Origin of the sequence: Thalassospira sp. UBA848 (genome assembly GCF_002295455.1) — a bacterium.
Taxonomy (GTDB): Bacteria; Pseudomonadota; Alphaproteobacteria; order Rhodospirillales; family Thalassospiraceae; genus Thalassospira.
In genome coordinates this window covers 34,005-47,667 of sequence record NZ_DBGS01000034.1, presented here as the reverse complement: position 1 = coordinate 47,667, position 13,663 = coordinate 34,005, and the positions used below count along the sequence as shown (strand labels likewise).

13 protein-coding genes are annotated in these 13,663 nt (G+C 55.6%); 5 read left to right on the top strand and 8 right to left on the bottom strand.

Translation table 11 applies throughout. The features are described 5' to 3' along the window. Window positions 1-28 precede the first annotated feature (28 nt). Genes B2R48_RS04320 through B2R48_RS04300 form a run of 5 tightly spaced genes read right to left on the bottom strand, consistent with a single transcriptional unit; the run spans window position 29 to window position 3,590 of the window. The gene (locus B2R48_RS04320) at window positions 29-673 is read right to left on the bottom strand and encodes a GDSL-type esterase/lipase family protein (RefSeq protein WP_296998227.1); all 645 of its coding nucleotides are present in this window, start codon (window positions 671-673) and stop codon (window positions 29-31) included. Continuing rightward, window positions 670-2,004 (bottom strand): CCA tRNA nucleotidyltransferase, encoded by a 1,335-nt coding sequence (locus B2R48_RS04315; RefSeq protein WP_296998223.1) that lies wholly within the window; start codon window positions 2,002-2,004, stop codon window positions 670-672. The genes B2R48_RS04320 and B2R48_RS04315 overlap by 4 nt, the downstream gene beginning before the upstream one ends. A 52-nt stretch (window positions 2,005-2,056) precedes the next feature. Next, the gene (locus tag B2R48_RS04310) at window positions 2,057-2,344 is read right to left on the bottom strand and encodes a hypothetical protein (protein WP_062955886.1); all 288 of its coding nucleotides are present in this window, start codon (window positions 2,342-2,344) and stop codon (window positions 2,057-2,059) included. Between the two features lie 23 nt (window positions 2,345-2,367). Beyond that, complete coding sequence (locus B2R48_RS04305) at window positions 2,368-3,012, bottom strand: CoA pyrophosphatase (RefSeq protein WP_296998219.1); 645 nt, start codon at window positions 3,010-3,012, stop codon at window positions 2,368-2,370. Further along, complete coding sequence (locus tag B2R48_RS04300) at window positions 3,009-3,590, bottom strand: DUF1285 domain-containing protein (protein WP_213474142.1); 582 nt, start codon at window positions 3,588-3,590, stop codon at window positions 3,009-3,011. The genes B2R48_RS04305 and B2R48_RS04300 overlap by 4 nt, the downstream gene beginning before the upstream one ends. Before the next feature lie 113 nt (window positions 3,591-3,703). Here B2R48_RS04300 and B2R48_RS04295 point away from each other — a divergent pair, with 113 nt between their 5' ends. The 4 genes from B2R48_RS04295 to B2R48_RS04280 are packed head-to-tail and all read left to right on the top strand — an operon-like array spanning window position 3,704 to window position 10,478. Next, complete coding sequence (locus B2R48_RS04295; protein WP_296998213.1) at window positions 3,704-4,744, top strand: AAA family ATPase; 1,041 nt, start codon at window positions 3,704-3,706, stop codon at window positions 4,742-4,744. Beyond that, window positions 4,745-5,698: a DUF58 domain-containing protein gene (locus B2R48_RS04290; RefSeq protein ID WP_296998210.1), complete on the top strand. Its 954-nt coding sequence runs from the start codon at window positions 4,745-4,747 to the stop codon at window positions 5,696-5,698. Continuing rightward, a complete protein-coding gene (locus tag B2R48_RS04285; RefSeq protein WP_296998207.1) occupies window positions 5,695-8,406 on the top strand; it encodes a DUF4159 domain-containing protein in 2,712 nt (903 codons plus the stop codon). The genes B2R48_RS04290 and B2R48_RS04285 overlap by 4 nt, the downstream gene beginning before the upstream one ends. Further along, entirely contained in the window at window positions 8,403-10,478 is a 2,076-nt protein-coding gene (locus tag B2R48_RS04280; RefSeq protein WP_296998204.1) for a hypothetical protein, read from the top strand. The genes B2R48_RS04285 and B2R48_RS04280 overlap by 4 nt, the downstream gene beginning before the upstream one ends. Here B2R48_RS04280 and B2R48_RS04275 read toward each other — a convergent pair whose 3' ends face one another. Then, window positions 10,479-11,444, bottom strand: a complete 966-nt coding sequence (locus B2R48_RS04275; RefSeq protein WP_062955893.1) for a LysR family transcriptional regulator — start codon at window positions 11,442-11,444, stop codon at window positions 10,479-10,481. It lies immediately after the preceding gene. A gap of 161 nt (window positions 11,445-11,605) precedes the next feature. On the opposite strand from B2R48_RS04275, the gene B2R48_RS04270 reads away from it, so the two are divergent. After that, complete coding sequence (locus B2R48_RS04270) at window positions 11,606-12,565, top strand: glutathione S-transferase family protein (RefSeq protein WP_062955894.1); 960 nt, start codon at window positions 11,606-11,608, stop codon at window positions 12,563-12,565. A 77-nt stretch (window positions 12,566-12,642) separates the two neighbouring features. Here the strand turns inward: B2R48_RS04270 and B2R48_RS04265 are convergent, their stop codons facing one another. Together B2R48_RS04265 and B2R48_RS04260 are read right to left on the bottom strand one after the other, a co-directional pair. After that, window positions 12,643-13,146 (bottom strand): F0F1 ATP synthase subunit B, encoded by a 504-nt coding sequence (locus B2R48_RS04265; RefSeq protein WP_062955895.1) that lies wholly within the window; start codon window positions 13,144-13,146, stop codon window positions 12,643-12,645. A gap of 4 nt (window positions 13,147-13,150) precedes the next feature. Then, window positions 13,151-13,636, bottom strand: coding sequence for a hypothetical protein (locus tag B2R48_RS04260; protein WP_062955896.1), 486 nt, complete (start codon window positions 13,634-13,636; stop codon window positions 13,151-13,153). Window positions 13,637-13,663: the final 27 nt, after the last annotated feature.

Here is a 13,663-nt window from a genome sequence, read left to right as displayed (position 1 = left end):
CCGTCACCGGTCTTTAGCGATCAGATGCCTAAAGACCGATGACCTTTTGCACAGCACCCCATTCCCATATCAAGTCTGCCAGCCGGTCGTAACCCGCTGTATCGGGGTGATAGCCGTCACCGCGCCGAAGGGCGCGCTGCCAGGTGTCATCGGCAAGTGTTGTGGCATGCAGATCCAGATATGGCACATCAAAGCCACGCGCGGTTTCCAGATAAATCTGGTTTAGGCCTTCCAGTCGCTGATTGATTTCCTGACTTGATTTGCTGCCATCAATCACGGCCTGCGGTCCGACCCAAAGGGTGGGTGCCAGTTTGGATGCGGCGCCGATAATTTCTGCTGCGTTCGCCGCCGAGGCCGCAGGAGACACCCGCATGGTAGTTTCCTCGCCACGGTCTTCGGCATAGTTGGCGTCATTGACCCCAAAACTGAAAACCAGGATTGTCGGGAATTCCTCAACCATCCGCAGGCTGGCTTCGTGCCGCCAGCGCGCTTTTATCCCCTCGCTCGTGTCCGCCCGGATGCCAAGATTGTAAATGGTGACATCCCGCCCGGCTTGTTCCAAAAGGCGCTGACCAAGACGCATCGGCCAACCGCCCTTCTTGGCGTCACGAACACCGTTGACCAAGCTGTCACCAAAACAGCAAATCCGATGTCCAATCGTACCTGTATTCATTGCGCTTCCTCGTCGCCCACTTGGGATTGGCGGGCAAGATAATCCATCAGTTCATTCGGATCAGGTTTGAAATCATGCTCAAGCCAGTATTCTTCTGCCTGCCGTAGCAAAACACCAACACGCGGCCCCGCAGTCGCCAAACCCGCGTTCAAGATATCGCGCCCTTGTATTGGCAAAGTAACCGGTTGCCAGTTTGTCGCGGCTTCAAGAAGGGTTTTCCATTCGTCGTTTTCCGCGCGCGTGCAGCGTGGCGGAATAGAAGCACGCGCACTCCATGCCAAAAGCACAGCATCGCGAAAAGCCGCAGCCCCCATCCGGTAAAGATCACGACGCACCGTTTCAATCGGCAGTTTCGGATTGATCAGTGGTGCGTGGGCAACCATTTCCGCAAACCGGTCGGTTTCCTCGTTCGACAACCGCAAACCACGTGCAAAGCGTTCCGCCGACGCCAGATCATCTTCCTGTTCACCATGATTTGCGGTGTCATCATCTGGTGCAAATAATGATGCTAGTCTGCGCAAGGGATCCGGCCGGATGGTCGGATCAGCAAGCGCGGTGCTATCAAGCCACTGCATGATGCGCAGGCAATCTGTATGGATGAGTTGGGGCAGAACAGCCGGCAGAATACCAAACCCGATCATGTCATTGACCGTGCTTGCAGGGCTCGGCGACCGAAGCAGTTTGAAAATCTCGTCGCGAATGCGTTCGATCGAGATGCTGCGCAGCCCGTTCACCGCTTTTCGGCATGCCTCTGCACCGACAGGATCAATTGGCATACTGCCAAACCAAGCCTGAAACCGGAAAAATCGCAATATACGCAGGAAATCTTCTGCAATGCGGCTTTCAGCAACACCGATGAAACGCACCCGCCCTGCCCGCAAATCGGTTTCGCCGTCGAACGGGTCATAGATGGTGCCATCAAGGTCACAATATATCGCATTGAAGGTGAAATCGCGGCGCTTGGCATCTTCAAGCCAACTGTCGGTAAAGGCGACCTCTGCGTGGCGGCCATCGGTCAGAACATCTACCCGCAAGGTGGTGATTTCATAGGCCGCAGCATCGGTGATCGCCGTGACGGTCCCGTGTTTAAGCCCGGTCGGGATTACCCGAATGTCGGCCTTTTCCAATGCCGACTGGGTTTCCTCAGGCGCAAGGTCGCAGGCAATATCAACATCGACCAGATCACGTTGCAGCAACGCATCGCGCACCACGCCGCCGACAAAGCGCGCGCAACCGCCTTGCTGCGCAATAGCATCAAACACGCGGGCGGTATCATCGGCGGCCATGATCCCGTATGGCCGCAATCTGCCGGTTACTTCAAGTGCTGTCATCGTTGCTTTGTTACCGCATATCCACTGTCGCAACGGGGGGGTTGGGTTATGGCTATTCCTTGGGTTCGAAATAGCCCGGTTCAACCACGCCGTCGCGCAATACCGGCGCATGATAAATGGAATCGGGCGGCGCACCAGTCCCAAGTGCGGTGAAAATCAGGATTGCGGCGGTCAGTAACACACCCAGACCAAACAGCATAAGCCACGGCCCCTTGTTCCAGGGCGGGATAATATCATGACCTTCGCGGATGGCCTTTATACGTGCCCATTTCAGCCACAGTCCGTAAATCACAAAGGGCAGGATCAGAGGAAGACCGATCTGGATGATTTGTCGCAACATAAAGCTCTGTCCTAATATTCGGATTAACGGTTAAGTGATGGTGCATTGGCCCGGATGACTTCGGAAAAATTGACCAGCATCCCGGCTGTTGCCCCCCAGATGTAATATTCGCGATACGGGATCGCAAAATAACGCCTGCGGGTACCTTCAAATGTCACGGTTTGCAGTTTCTGGTTTTGCGGATCAAGAATGAAATTGAGCGGAACTTCAAAGACTTCGGCCACTTCGTGATCATCAGGTTTCAGATCGAAGGGCGGAGTCACAAGACCAATTACTGGTGTCACCTGATAACCGGTCACTGTGTAGTAATCGTCAATCCGCCCAACCAAATCGATATGATGTCGCGCGAGACCGATTTCCTCTTCTGTTTCGCGAAGCGCGGTTTCTTCCAATGTCGCATCAATTTCTTCCTGCCGCCCGCCGGGAAAACTGATTTGGCCAGCATGGTCGCTGAGATGATCAGTACGCCTTGTCAGAATCACATGCAACCCGGCATCGCGTTTGACCAAAGGCACCAGAACGGCGGCTGGACGCGATACCAGTTCGCCATCGGCAAAGGCACGCGCACGGGATTTAGACCCCGGGAAATCGACAGCATGATCACCACGGCGCTGCAAAACATCGCCCGCGGGCGCGCGCAAGGCTGCAATGATATCATCGGGTGTCATTCGGTGGCCTCCATCCGACCGATCTCAAAGAACTGGCCATGACTATACACACCGATACGGATCATATTGTTATCAGGGTCATTTATTTCTTCGGCCAGTTCGACCAACTGATAGAAAACCGCGCGGTTCAGACGGGCCTCAAGCCCGCGCTCCAGTCCGATATAGGGCGAAGGTTCATCCGTTTCGGGATCATGTTCGACACGCAGGGGGTGGTCGCTATCGAGTTCGACCCACTGGTCGATATTGGTCCGAAAGCGGATATTCTGATCCTTGCCTTTGCCTTCGTTTTGCATCTCGATCGCGATAAAGGCGACATCTTCGACATCAATTCTTGCCATCTCGGCGGGCGTAACCAACCAGTGGCCGCCTTCCTCGTCACGCTGCAGCACGGAAGAAAAAAGCTTTACCAGTTCAATTCGGCCGATTGGCCCACCTTGATAGAACCAGGTGCCATCACGACCTATAGACATAGGTATGTCGCCGCAAATTTGTGGATGTCGACCGGTATCAGGCTTTTGCCCCCGAAGGCGCGTCCACAATTTCTCGGCGAGATCGACGGTTTTTTGGTTATCATTCATGCTGTAGAGTTGATCCTGAACCAGACGTTTTCCCGTTTCACTTAACCGATTTCATCTGCGTTCTTCGACCTGCTATCGCCTGCACTGCAACATAGGAAGCACAGTCAACCGCCATGACAAACGCGCCAAAATTTCCCGAAGAAATGGGTTTCTCCCAGGAAAGCAGTCTGGAACGCGATGCAACTCGTCTGGACGAGTGCGTCTCACGGCTGGCCGAAGCCCGCAAAATGGTTTCCAGTATTATATTTGGGCAGAATGATGCCGTAGAGCAAACACTTATCGGAATTTTATCCGGTGGACATGTTCTGATGGTTGGTGCTCCGGGCCTTGGCAAGTCATTGCTTGCCCATACGCTGGGCAAGGTTCTTGGCCTGCTTGACAAGCGTGTCCAGTTTACGCCCGATCTGATGCCTGCTGATATTCTGGGTTCTGAAGTTCTTGAAGAAGGTGCAGACGGCAAACGCGCGTTTCGCTTTATCAAGGGACCGGTATTTTGCCAGTTGCTTTTGGCCGATGAAATCAACCGTGCCAGCCCGCGTACACAGTCCGCCCTGTTGCAAGCCATGCAGGAACGCGAAGTATCTGTTGCCGGTTACAGCCACAAGCTGCCCGAACCGTTCCACGTTCTGGCAACCCAGAACCCGCTGGAGCAGGAAGGCACCTATCCCCTGCCCGAAGCACAGCTTGACCGTTTCCTGCTTGAAGTACGTCTTGGCTATCCCAATGCCGATGAAGAACGCAAGATCGTGACCGAGACCACCGGCCGATATCCGGCCCGCCCGCGGCAGGTTCTCCAGACCGATGATCTGGTTGAGGCACAGGACTTTGTCCGGCGCCTTCCGATGCCTGACCGGGTCTTGGACACCATCATCGCACTGTGTCGCGAATGCCGCCCGGAAAGCACATCGCTTGCCGAAATTAGCGAAAATGTGGCCTGGGGCCCCGGTACACGTGCCGCACAGGCCCTGTCACTGGCATGCCGGGCACGCGCCATGCTGTTTGGCCGCTTCGCGCCATCCATCGAAGACATCGAAGAACTTGCCGTCCCTGTCCTGCGCCATCGTTTCGGTCTGACCTATGGTGCCCGCGCCGAGGGCTTTACCGCCAAGGGACTCATAACCGATGCGCTGGCCCATCTGCAGGAGAACAGCTAATTGGTCACCGCCCCCGTGCATGATCATGTTGCCGCCGCCCGCGCCCTTGCGGCCCGACTGCCCCAGCTGATTGATGAGTCGCGCCGAACGGCCATCAGTCTGCGCAGTGGTTTGCACGGCAATCGCAAGGTCGGACCGGGCAGCGATTTCTGGCAGTTCCGCCCCTATGTCCCGGGCGATCCGACCAACCAGATTGACTGGCGTCGTTCGGCGCGCAGCGAACACACCTTCATCCGACAAACCGAATGGCAGGCCAGTCACAATTACTGGATCTGGCCGGTTCTTTCGCCATCAACCTATTGGGCATCGAAAGACAGCCTGCCATCAAAGGCAGAGCGCACCCTGATCATCGCCATTGCGCTGGCTGATCTTTTGATCCGCAACGGTGAAACCGTTGGCACTTTCGATGGTGAACGCACGCGCATCACATCGGCAGAACATCTTGAGAAGCTGGCCCATGCGATGCTGGCAAGTCCGCAAAGCATTTCCGATCAGGGCGCAAACATTCATCCCGGACGGAAACATTCGGTTCTAATTCTGGGTGACTTCCTTGAATTTTCAGATGAAACCGAAAGATCGACGCAAACTGTTCGTCGCTTGGGGCAATATCAAAATGACGGGGCGCTGGTTCAGATTCTTGATCCTGCGGAGATCACCCCGCCATATCAGGGGCGTGTTGATCTGTTCGATACCGACGATCAGATGATTTTTCGCAGCGAAAAGTTCGAAGACCTCGCCGATGGTTTTAAAAAGCGCGCGCAAATATGGCGCGCGCAGGTCCGCGATGCCGCGCGTCATAATGACTGGCTCTATGACCGCCACGTCACATCAGAAAGTGCCAGCCCGACCCTGCTTGCGCTTTATCAGCATCTGAGCGAACGACAAAACCAAAGCGGCTCAAACGGGCGGGGTCGCCCGAACCTGCAGCGTGCCAACAGGCAGGAGACGTCATGAGCCTTTCGGCCATTACATTCCTGTACCCCGCGTTGCTGGCCGGACTGATGGTTTTACCGATTGTCTGGCTTCTGATCAGATCGGCACCGCGTTCACCAAAAACCATTGTTTTCCCGGCAGCTCGCATCTTGCGCGGTCTTAAAAGTAATCGCCGCGACATCCAGCGTGCCCCGATTTGGCAGACCATTCTGCGCTGTCTTATCCTGACACTTTTGATCATTGCCGCCGCCCGTCCGGTGATGAACCGAAATGATTTTGCCGCCGATGATGGCGCGATCCTGATCATTGCCGATAATGGCTGGGACAGTGCGGCGAACTGGCGACAATACCGGACGGCACTGGACCAGATCGCCAACCAGGCCCGTTTTGATCTGCAAACAGTTTATATCGCACAAACCGTGCCCGAGGCCACCGGCGCAAGCACATGGAAGCTTCCCGACATTGTCGGGCCGTTATCCCCCGCCGACACCACAAGCCTGTTTGACAGGTTGCAACCACGCCCCTGGTCGGCCGATTACACCGCACTGTCTGATCTGATTTCAGAACGCCCGGAAATGAACCGGTCGGTTGGAAGCATTCTGTGGCTGACAGGGCAGATGGACAGTCCCGACAAAGCGGAACTGGCATCCGAGTTACTTGATATCGCACCGATCACCATCATCTCGCCGACCACCACTGATCGCATTGCCATCCGGTCATTGAACCGGTCCGGAACGGGCATGGTTGCGACATTGAGCCATAATCGCGATGACCTTCCACGTACAGTCAACCTTCTGGCGCGCGGAGAGCGTGGCAATGTAATCCTGCGCCATTCGGTGGATCTGGCAGCCAATACCGACCAAAGCGACGTCGCCATAATGCTGCCCAGTGATATCTCCAACGCGATACAGTCTGTCGGGATTGAGGGTATCGAAAGTGCGGCAACGATGTTCCAGACCGGGGCGCGCTGGCAGCAACGTCGGGTTGGCGTCGTTGCCAGTTCCGGCGATGGGCCGGGGGTATTGTCTGATCAGTACTTCTTTCTTGATCGTGCGTTATCGCCCTATGCGGATGTGACCTATGCACCACTTGGCACTTTGTTGGAAAACGGGGTCGATGTTCTGGTCTCCGCCGGGCCGATTTCCGGTCTGGGTAGCCAGTTTGACGCGCTTGAACGGTGGATCAATCAAGGCGGTATGCTGGTCCGCTTCGCAGGCGACAGTTCTTCGCAAATCGGCAATGACTTTCTGCCCGTCAGGCTCAGACTGGGCAACCGGGACTTTGGCGGATCAATGTCATGGGAGAAACCCAAAAGGTTGCTCGATTTCCCGGAAAACAGTCCTTTTCACGGTATCGCTGTCCCCGATGACATCACCGTCACCCGACAATTGCTGGCCGAACCTGACCCGGACATTGTTAGCAAAACCTGGGCGCGCCTGACCGACGGCACGCCGCTGATTACCAGCGCACCGCGCAACGCTGGCCGACTTGTGCTGTTCCATGTCACACCATGGGCGGATTGGTCTAAACTGCCAATGTCAGGCCTGTTTGTGGAGCTGTGGCAAAAGATCCTTCCACTTGCCAGTCCGAGCAATCGCAGTGATGCCGAACTTCAAAGCAGTCTTCCGGCGCAAACCGTGTTGGACGGTTTTGGGCACCCGCACCAACCAGACGCGCTGATCTTGCCGGTTCAAACACCGCTGCCAACACCGAGCCCGCGCCATCCACCGGGCATTTACGGCGAGAACGGGCAAGCAGTTGCACTTAATCTTGGTCCGTCGCTTACGGATATCGGGCGCGATGTCGTATGGCCGTCTGGCGTCAGCACACGCGAAGTCACCGATCAAAGCCAGATAGACCTTGCGGCCCTTTGTTTGTTGGCGGCTTTCATTCTTGTTCTGTTTGATGCCTTGATCTTGCTTGTTCTAAACCATGTGTCCCTGCGCCGTAGTCGCCGCAGCAATGCCCTGACGTCGGTCTTGCTCGCCGTTATCCTTACCGGGGCCAGCATCGCCGCCATGCACCCTTTGCCTTCGGCAGCCGCAACCAACCTTCCCGAGGCCGCATTGCAGCCACGCCTGGCCTATCTGGAAACCGGGAATGCGCCGGTGGATCGTCTTAGCCACGCGGGCATGACCGGGCTTACCGAAATATTGCGTCGGCGCAGTGCGGCGGATTTGAACAGCGTTGATGGCATCAATCCGGAAACAGATGAGCTTAGCTTCTATCCCCTGATTTACTGGCCGCTGGTTGATGGTCAGGAACCGTTTTCCGAACGCGCACAGGATCGCTTGAACAGATATCTTAACAATGGGGGAATGATCCTGATTGATAGCCGCGACCGCGAGGTGGAACCCGCCCGTCTGCGGCGCCTTCTGGCCGGGCTGGAAGTCCCGCTTCTGGACCGCGCCCCAAGTGATCACATCCTGTTCCGCAGTTTCTATCTGCTGGATCATGCCTTTGGCCGGTTTTCAGAACCGCTTTGGCTTGATGCCCGCCCCAGTCAGCGACTGGACGGTGTGGCTTCCGTTTTGTTTGGTGGCAATGACTGGGCGTCGGCATGGATCATCCCGGAAGGCCGCGATGATCTGCGCAATGAAGACATTTCGCCGCGCCAACGTGAAATGGCCTATCGGTTTGGTGTTAATCTGGTGATGTATGCTCTGACCGGCAGTTACAAAGGCGATCAGGTGCATATCCCGGCCATCCTTGAAAGGTTGGGCCGATGAATCAGGGATGGCAGAACCTCCAGCTTTCACCACTGCTTGATATCACCATTCTACAAGGTTTGGCGATCCTGTGCCTGGTGGCGGTCATTGTCTTTACGTTGTTTCGCTTGCGCGGGACGGTCTGGCGGGCGGTTGTCATGGTGCTGGTTCTTTTGACCCTTCTGGCTCCGCAATTCACCGATCAGGAAAGCGAACAACTCAGCGACATCGTGCTGGTGCTGGTCGACCGGTCGGCCAGCCAGAATATCGCAGACCGGGCAGCACAGACCGACGCGGCTATTGCTGAACTGCAAGATCGCTTTGCTGATGATCCGTCTGTTGAGCTGCGTTTTGAAGATGTTCCGGGTGAAACCGATACACGAATGTTTGCGGTGCTTGACCGGTTACTTGGTGGTTTACCGCGCGAACGGCTGGGCGGGGTCATGATGATTACCGACGGGCAGGTGCATGACGTTCCCGACCGGCTTGACCTGAACGCGCCATTGCATGTTCTGATCAGTGGTGGCCGCGATGAACGTGATCGCAGGCTGGTCATTCGCCAAAGTGCCGATTACGGCATTGTCGGCAAGGATGCCGAATTCATGATCGAGGCCGTTGATCCACAACTGGCCCCCGGCACCGCCATCCCAGTACGGATGTTGTTCGAAGACGGCACGGAGCGTGAGATTGCCCTGCCTGCCAATGAGCAACACCGGGTGAGCATCCCGGTGCCACATGCCGGATCGGTTCTGGCCGAATTGCGCATGGATACGTTTGATGAAGAAACCGACAAAACCAACAATCGGTTGATCCTTGAAACCACAGGGGTGCGTGACCGGCTGCGCGTTTTGTTGCTTTCTGGTGAACCCCATCCGGGCGAACGCGCCTGGCGCAACCTTCTGCGGGCCGATCCCGGTGTGGATCTTGTGCATTTCACAATTTTACGTCCCCCGGAAAAAGGCGACGACACGCCGATCAATGAACTGGCCCTGATCCCGTTTCCGATCCGTGACCTGTTTGAGGTCCGGTTGCGTCAGTTCGATCTGATTATTTTTGATCGCTATCAGATGCGCGGGGTTTTGCCGCCCCACTATCTGGAAAAGGTGGTTGATTTCGTGCGCTGGGGCGGAGCAGCACTGGTCGTCGCCGGGCCGGAATATATCGGGCCGGAGGGGCTTGCCAGTACGGCCTTGAACGATCTGATGCCCGCCGTACCCACCGGACGTGTGATCGAACAGGCCTTTGTCCCGCGCGTCAATCAGGCCGGACGATTGCATCCGGTGACAACCGCGATTGCCGGATCCCCGAATACGCCACCAAAATGGGGGCAGTGGTATCGCCAGATCGAAACCCATGTCTCTGATCCTGACGCCATGACGCTTTTGACCGGTGTTGACGAAATGCCGCTTCTGACCATGCAGCGTGTTGAGGAAGGCCGCGTCGCGATGCTGAGTTCCGATCAGATGTGGCTGTGGCAGCGCGGCCATGATGGCGGCGGCCCGGTTGCCGAATTGCTGCGGCGTCTTTCACACTGGCTGATGAAGGAACCCGCCCTTGACGAAAATACGATCCGCAGCGAACGCAGTCCCGATGGCGACAGCCTGATCCTGAATTGGCGCAAAATCGGCGCGGCCCCGGACACAGCCAGCGTGATCAACCCGGAAACAGGCGAACAGATCAACGCCACGTTCGAACAACTGCCCGACCAGTCATGGCAGGCGACCGTGCCTATTGAAACCCGTGGTCTGATACGGGTTCGGGTCCGCGATCAAAACAATCGCAGTCAAACCAGCCTGCATGTGGATCGCGATGTTTTGACCGCCGAAACCCAGAACACCAATTCCACCCCAGACCTTCTGACTGGCGTGGTGGCGGAAAATGACGGTTATATCGGTCGGATCGAAGACGGCTTGCCTGATTTTCGCCATGTGCCTGATGATCGTATCTGGCATGGCAGTAACTGGGCTGGTTTTGTACAAACCGACAGTTTCAAGACCGTGATTGGCGGCATCACCAACCTTTTGCCCATGCCATTTGTGGCACTTTTGATCGGGGCGATCTGTTTGCTGGGCTGGCGGATTGAAAGCAAGTAATTACGGGGTCGGGCGCTGACGTCCACGCCCTTCGTGATACTCGACGCATGCTTCCTTGTGGAAGTTACAAAGGCCACCTTTAAATTTCTCGACCAGGAAATCGATAAAGACACGCACCTTGCTTGGCAGGTGGCGGCGTTCGGGATAGACCGCATAGATGCCGCCGCTGCTAAGCGGGTCATAGTCTTGAAGGATGCGCACCAAACGTCCTTCACTGAGGGCCTCTGCAACGATGAATTCCGGTTCGCGCGCGATGCCAAGTCCCCGGATGGCAGCAACAGAGGTGAACTCGCCATTGTTGCATGACATCACCGGGTTCACCCGAACCGAGACCTGACCATCGGGACCTTCAAAATCCCAAATATTGGGACTTGGGACGTTGGTATATGAAATCGTCCTGTGTTCGAGCAGATCCTGTGGCGTTTTGGGTTCGCCATGTTCGGCCAGATACCCCGGGGATGCCACCACATGCCCCCTGAAATCGGCAAGTTTGCGTGCAATAAGACTGGAATCTTTAAGGCGCGTGATTCGCAACGCCATATCAATCCCCTCGGCCACGAGATCGACCATATGATCGGCCAGGTGAATATCGACGTGAAGCCCCGGATACTTTTCCATGAACTCGGTCACGAGTTGCGGCAGATACATCTGTCCAAAGGTCAGCGGCGCGGAAATGCGAAGTGTGCCACGCGGTGTGCCACGCAAATCAGTCAATGCATGTTCGGCTGTTTCGATTTCTTCGACCACGCGTGCGCAGTGCTGATAGAAGGTCGACCCGGCATCAGTCAGGCTCAGCCGCCGTGTTGTCCGGTTCAAAAGCCGAATGCCAAGATTGTCCTCAAGCTTCGTCACATGTTTGCTGACCGCAGATTTTGACATACCAAGTTTGCGGGCCGCGCCGGAAAAACTGCGTTCTTCGACAACGCGGGCAAAGACGGTCATGCCGTCAAGATTTCCGATCAACATTATGCGACTCCCCGGGCGGACTGTTGCGCGATTGGAAACAAATTAATGTCACATCAACGGATTGTCTTCAACGCGGAAATCGGGACAATAAACCTCAACAATCGCAATATGCCCTTTGCAGCCGCTAGGGCACCGCGCCGACAACATGCAAGGAAACGGACATGGGATTACTTGTCGACGGAAAATGGCAAGACAAATGGTACGATACCAAAAGTACCGGCGGAAAGTTCAAGCGTCAGGAATCAGCGTTTCGCAACTGGATCTCGGCTGATGCAGATGCAGAATTCCCCGCGGAAAAGGGCCGCTATCATCTTTATGTGTCCTATGCCTGCCCCTGGGCGCATCGCACCCTGATTTTCCGCGCCCTGAAGGGTCTTGAAGACATGATCAGCGTATCGGTCGTGCACTGGCACATGGGCGAGAACGGTTGGGAGTTTGATCGCACCGCAGGGCTTCCCGACCATCTTGAAGACCGCGACTTCATGCATCAGGTTTATACGGACGCGATTTCCGACTACACAGGGCGTGTCACGGTGCCTGTGGTCTGGGACAAGAAGGCCAACAAACTGGTCAGCAATGAGTCTGCCGAAATCATTCGCATGTTTAACAGTGCGTTTGATGACCTTGGCGCAACCAACGTTGATTTCTATCCCGAAGCATTGCGGGCTGAAATCGACAAGGTGAACGAGCGCGTTTACCACGACGTGAATAACGGCGTTTACAAATCAGGCTTTGCCACGACACAGTCAGCCTATGAAGAGGCGGTCACAACCCTGTTTGACGCGCTCGACTGGCTGGAAGACCGCCTGTCCAAACAGCGCTATCTTGTTGGCAATCAGCTTACAGAAGCCGACTGGCGGCTGTTTACCACCCTGCTGCGCTTTGATCCGGTTTATCACGGGCATTTCAAATGCAATCTGCGCAAGCTGAATGAATATCCCAATCTTTGGGCCTATACGCGTGATCTGTATCAGCAGCCAGGTATCAAGCAGACGGTGTTCATGGACCATATCAAGGGCCACTATTACGAAAGCCACCCGACGATCAATCCGTCTGGTGTGGTTCCATTGGGCCCGGTGATGGATCTGGATGCGCCACATGGCCGCGAAAAGCTGTCCTGATCACCAAGCCCGGTATCGAAGAACAAAAAACCCCGCAGCATCGCTGCGGGGTTTTTAATTTCCGAAAATCGGAAAAATCAGTTCAGACGAACTTTGATTTCCGCGATCGCGCTATCAACCAGCTCGTCTGCCTTTGCACCCGAAACCTTGTCGCTGACAAGGGCCGTGGTGGCCTTGGCTGCGATTTCGGCGACATGCGCACGAACTTCGGCGATAGCCTGGCTTTCAAGGTTGGAGATACGATCCAGAGCTTGCTGTTCACGGCGTTTAAGGGCCGCTTTCAGCTCTGCTTGGGCGCTCTCTAGCATACGGTCGGCTTCTACCTTGGCATGCGCGCGGATTTCGTCAGCTTCCTTGAGCGCTTCACGCTGTTTGGCCTGATAATTGGCCAGAAGCTCTTGGGCTTCTTCGCGAAGACGCTGTGCTTCGTCCAGTTCGTCGGAAATCTTCTGTGCACGTTTATCAAGTGCAGCGGAGATCCCTTTGACGGCTTTGAAACCGCCAAAACCGACGACCAGCACGAAGGAAAGCGTGGTCCAGGTGTATGGATCGGTAAGGAAAGTAACCTCTTGGGTTGCCATTATCTTACTCTCCTACGATTGCCGAAACAGCCTTGTCGGCAGTTTTGGCCTGAACCTTGACACCGATAAGTTTGTCGGTTGCTTCACGGGCAATTTCCGATGCTGCTTCCGCAACACCCGTCATCGCATCCGCTTTTGCGTCCGCAATTGCCTTTTCGGCGTCAGATGTCTTTTTAGACAGCTTCTTGACCATAGCTTCGGTTTTCTTGGCTTGCTCTGCAGCAGCCTTTTCCGATGCTTCGCGAATGTCTGCCTGAGCAGCATCACGAGCTTCTGCCAGAGCAGCCTCGTACTTCGCGATGGCGGCATCGGTTTCGTCTTTCAACGCCCGAGCCTTGCCAAGGTTGTCTTCGATGGTTTTTTGACGGCGTTCAAGAACTTCACCGACTTTCGGCAGCGCGATTCTCGACATCAGGAAATACAAGATGGCGAAAATAACGAACAGCCAGAAAATCTGTTCTGAGAACGTCGCAATATCAAACTGCGGCATAGCCTACTCCCGAATTCAACGAGACCG

Bases quoted from the DNA above. Each gene is read 5' to 3' on its own strand.
- B2R48_RS04320 (WP_296998227.1), bottom strand. From the start codon at position 673: ATGAATACAGGTACGATTGGACATCGGATTTGCTGTTTTGGTGACAGC.
- B2R48_RS04305 (WP_296998219.1), bottom strand. From the start codon at position 3,012: ATGACACCCGATGATATCATTGCAGCCTTGCGCGCGCCCGCGGGCGAT.
- B2R48_RS04260 (WP_062955896.1), bottom strand. From the start codon at position 13,636: ATGCCGCAGTTTGATATTGCGACGTTCTCAGAACAGATTTTCTGGCTG.
- B2R48_RS04315 (WP_296998223.1), bottom strand. From the start codon at position 2,004: ATGACAGCACTTGAAGTAACCGGCAGATTGCGGCCATACGGGATCATG.
- B2R48_RS04285 (WP_296998207.1), top strand. From the start codon at position 5,695: ATGAGCCTTTCGGCCATTACATTCCTGTACCCCGCGTTGCTGGCCGGA.
- B2R48_RS04280 (WP_296998204.1), top strand. From the start codon at position 8,403: ATGAATCAGGGATGGCAGAACCTCCAGCTTTCACCACTGCTTGATATC.
- B2R48_RS04300 (WP_213474142.1), bottom strand. From the start codon at position 3,590: ATGAATGATAACCAAAAAACCGTCGATCTCGCCGAGAAATTGTGGACG.
- B2R48_RS04265 (WP_062955895.1), bottom strand. From the start codon at position 13,146: ATGGCAACCCAAGAGGTTACTTTCCTTACCGATCCATACACCTGGACC.
- B2R48_RS04275 (WP_062955893.1), bottom strand. From the start codon at position 11,444: ATGTTGATCGGAAATCTTGACGGCATGACCGTCTTTGCCCGCGTTGTC.
- B2R48_RS04270 (WP_062955894.1), top strand. From the start codon at position 11,606: ATGGGATTACTTGTCGACGGAAAATGGCAAGACAAATGGTACGATACC.
- B2R48_RS04295 (WP_296998213.1), top strand. From the start codon at position 3,704: ATGACAAACGCGCCAAAATTTCCCGAAGAAATGGGTTTCTCCCAGGAA.
- B2R48_RS04310 (WP_062955886.1), bottom strand. From the start codon at position 2,344: ATGTTGCGACAAATCATCCAGATCGGTCTTCCTCTGATCCTGCCCTTT.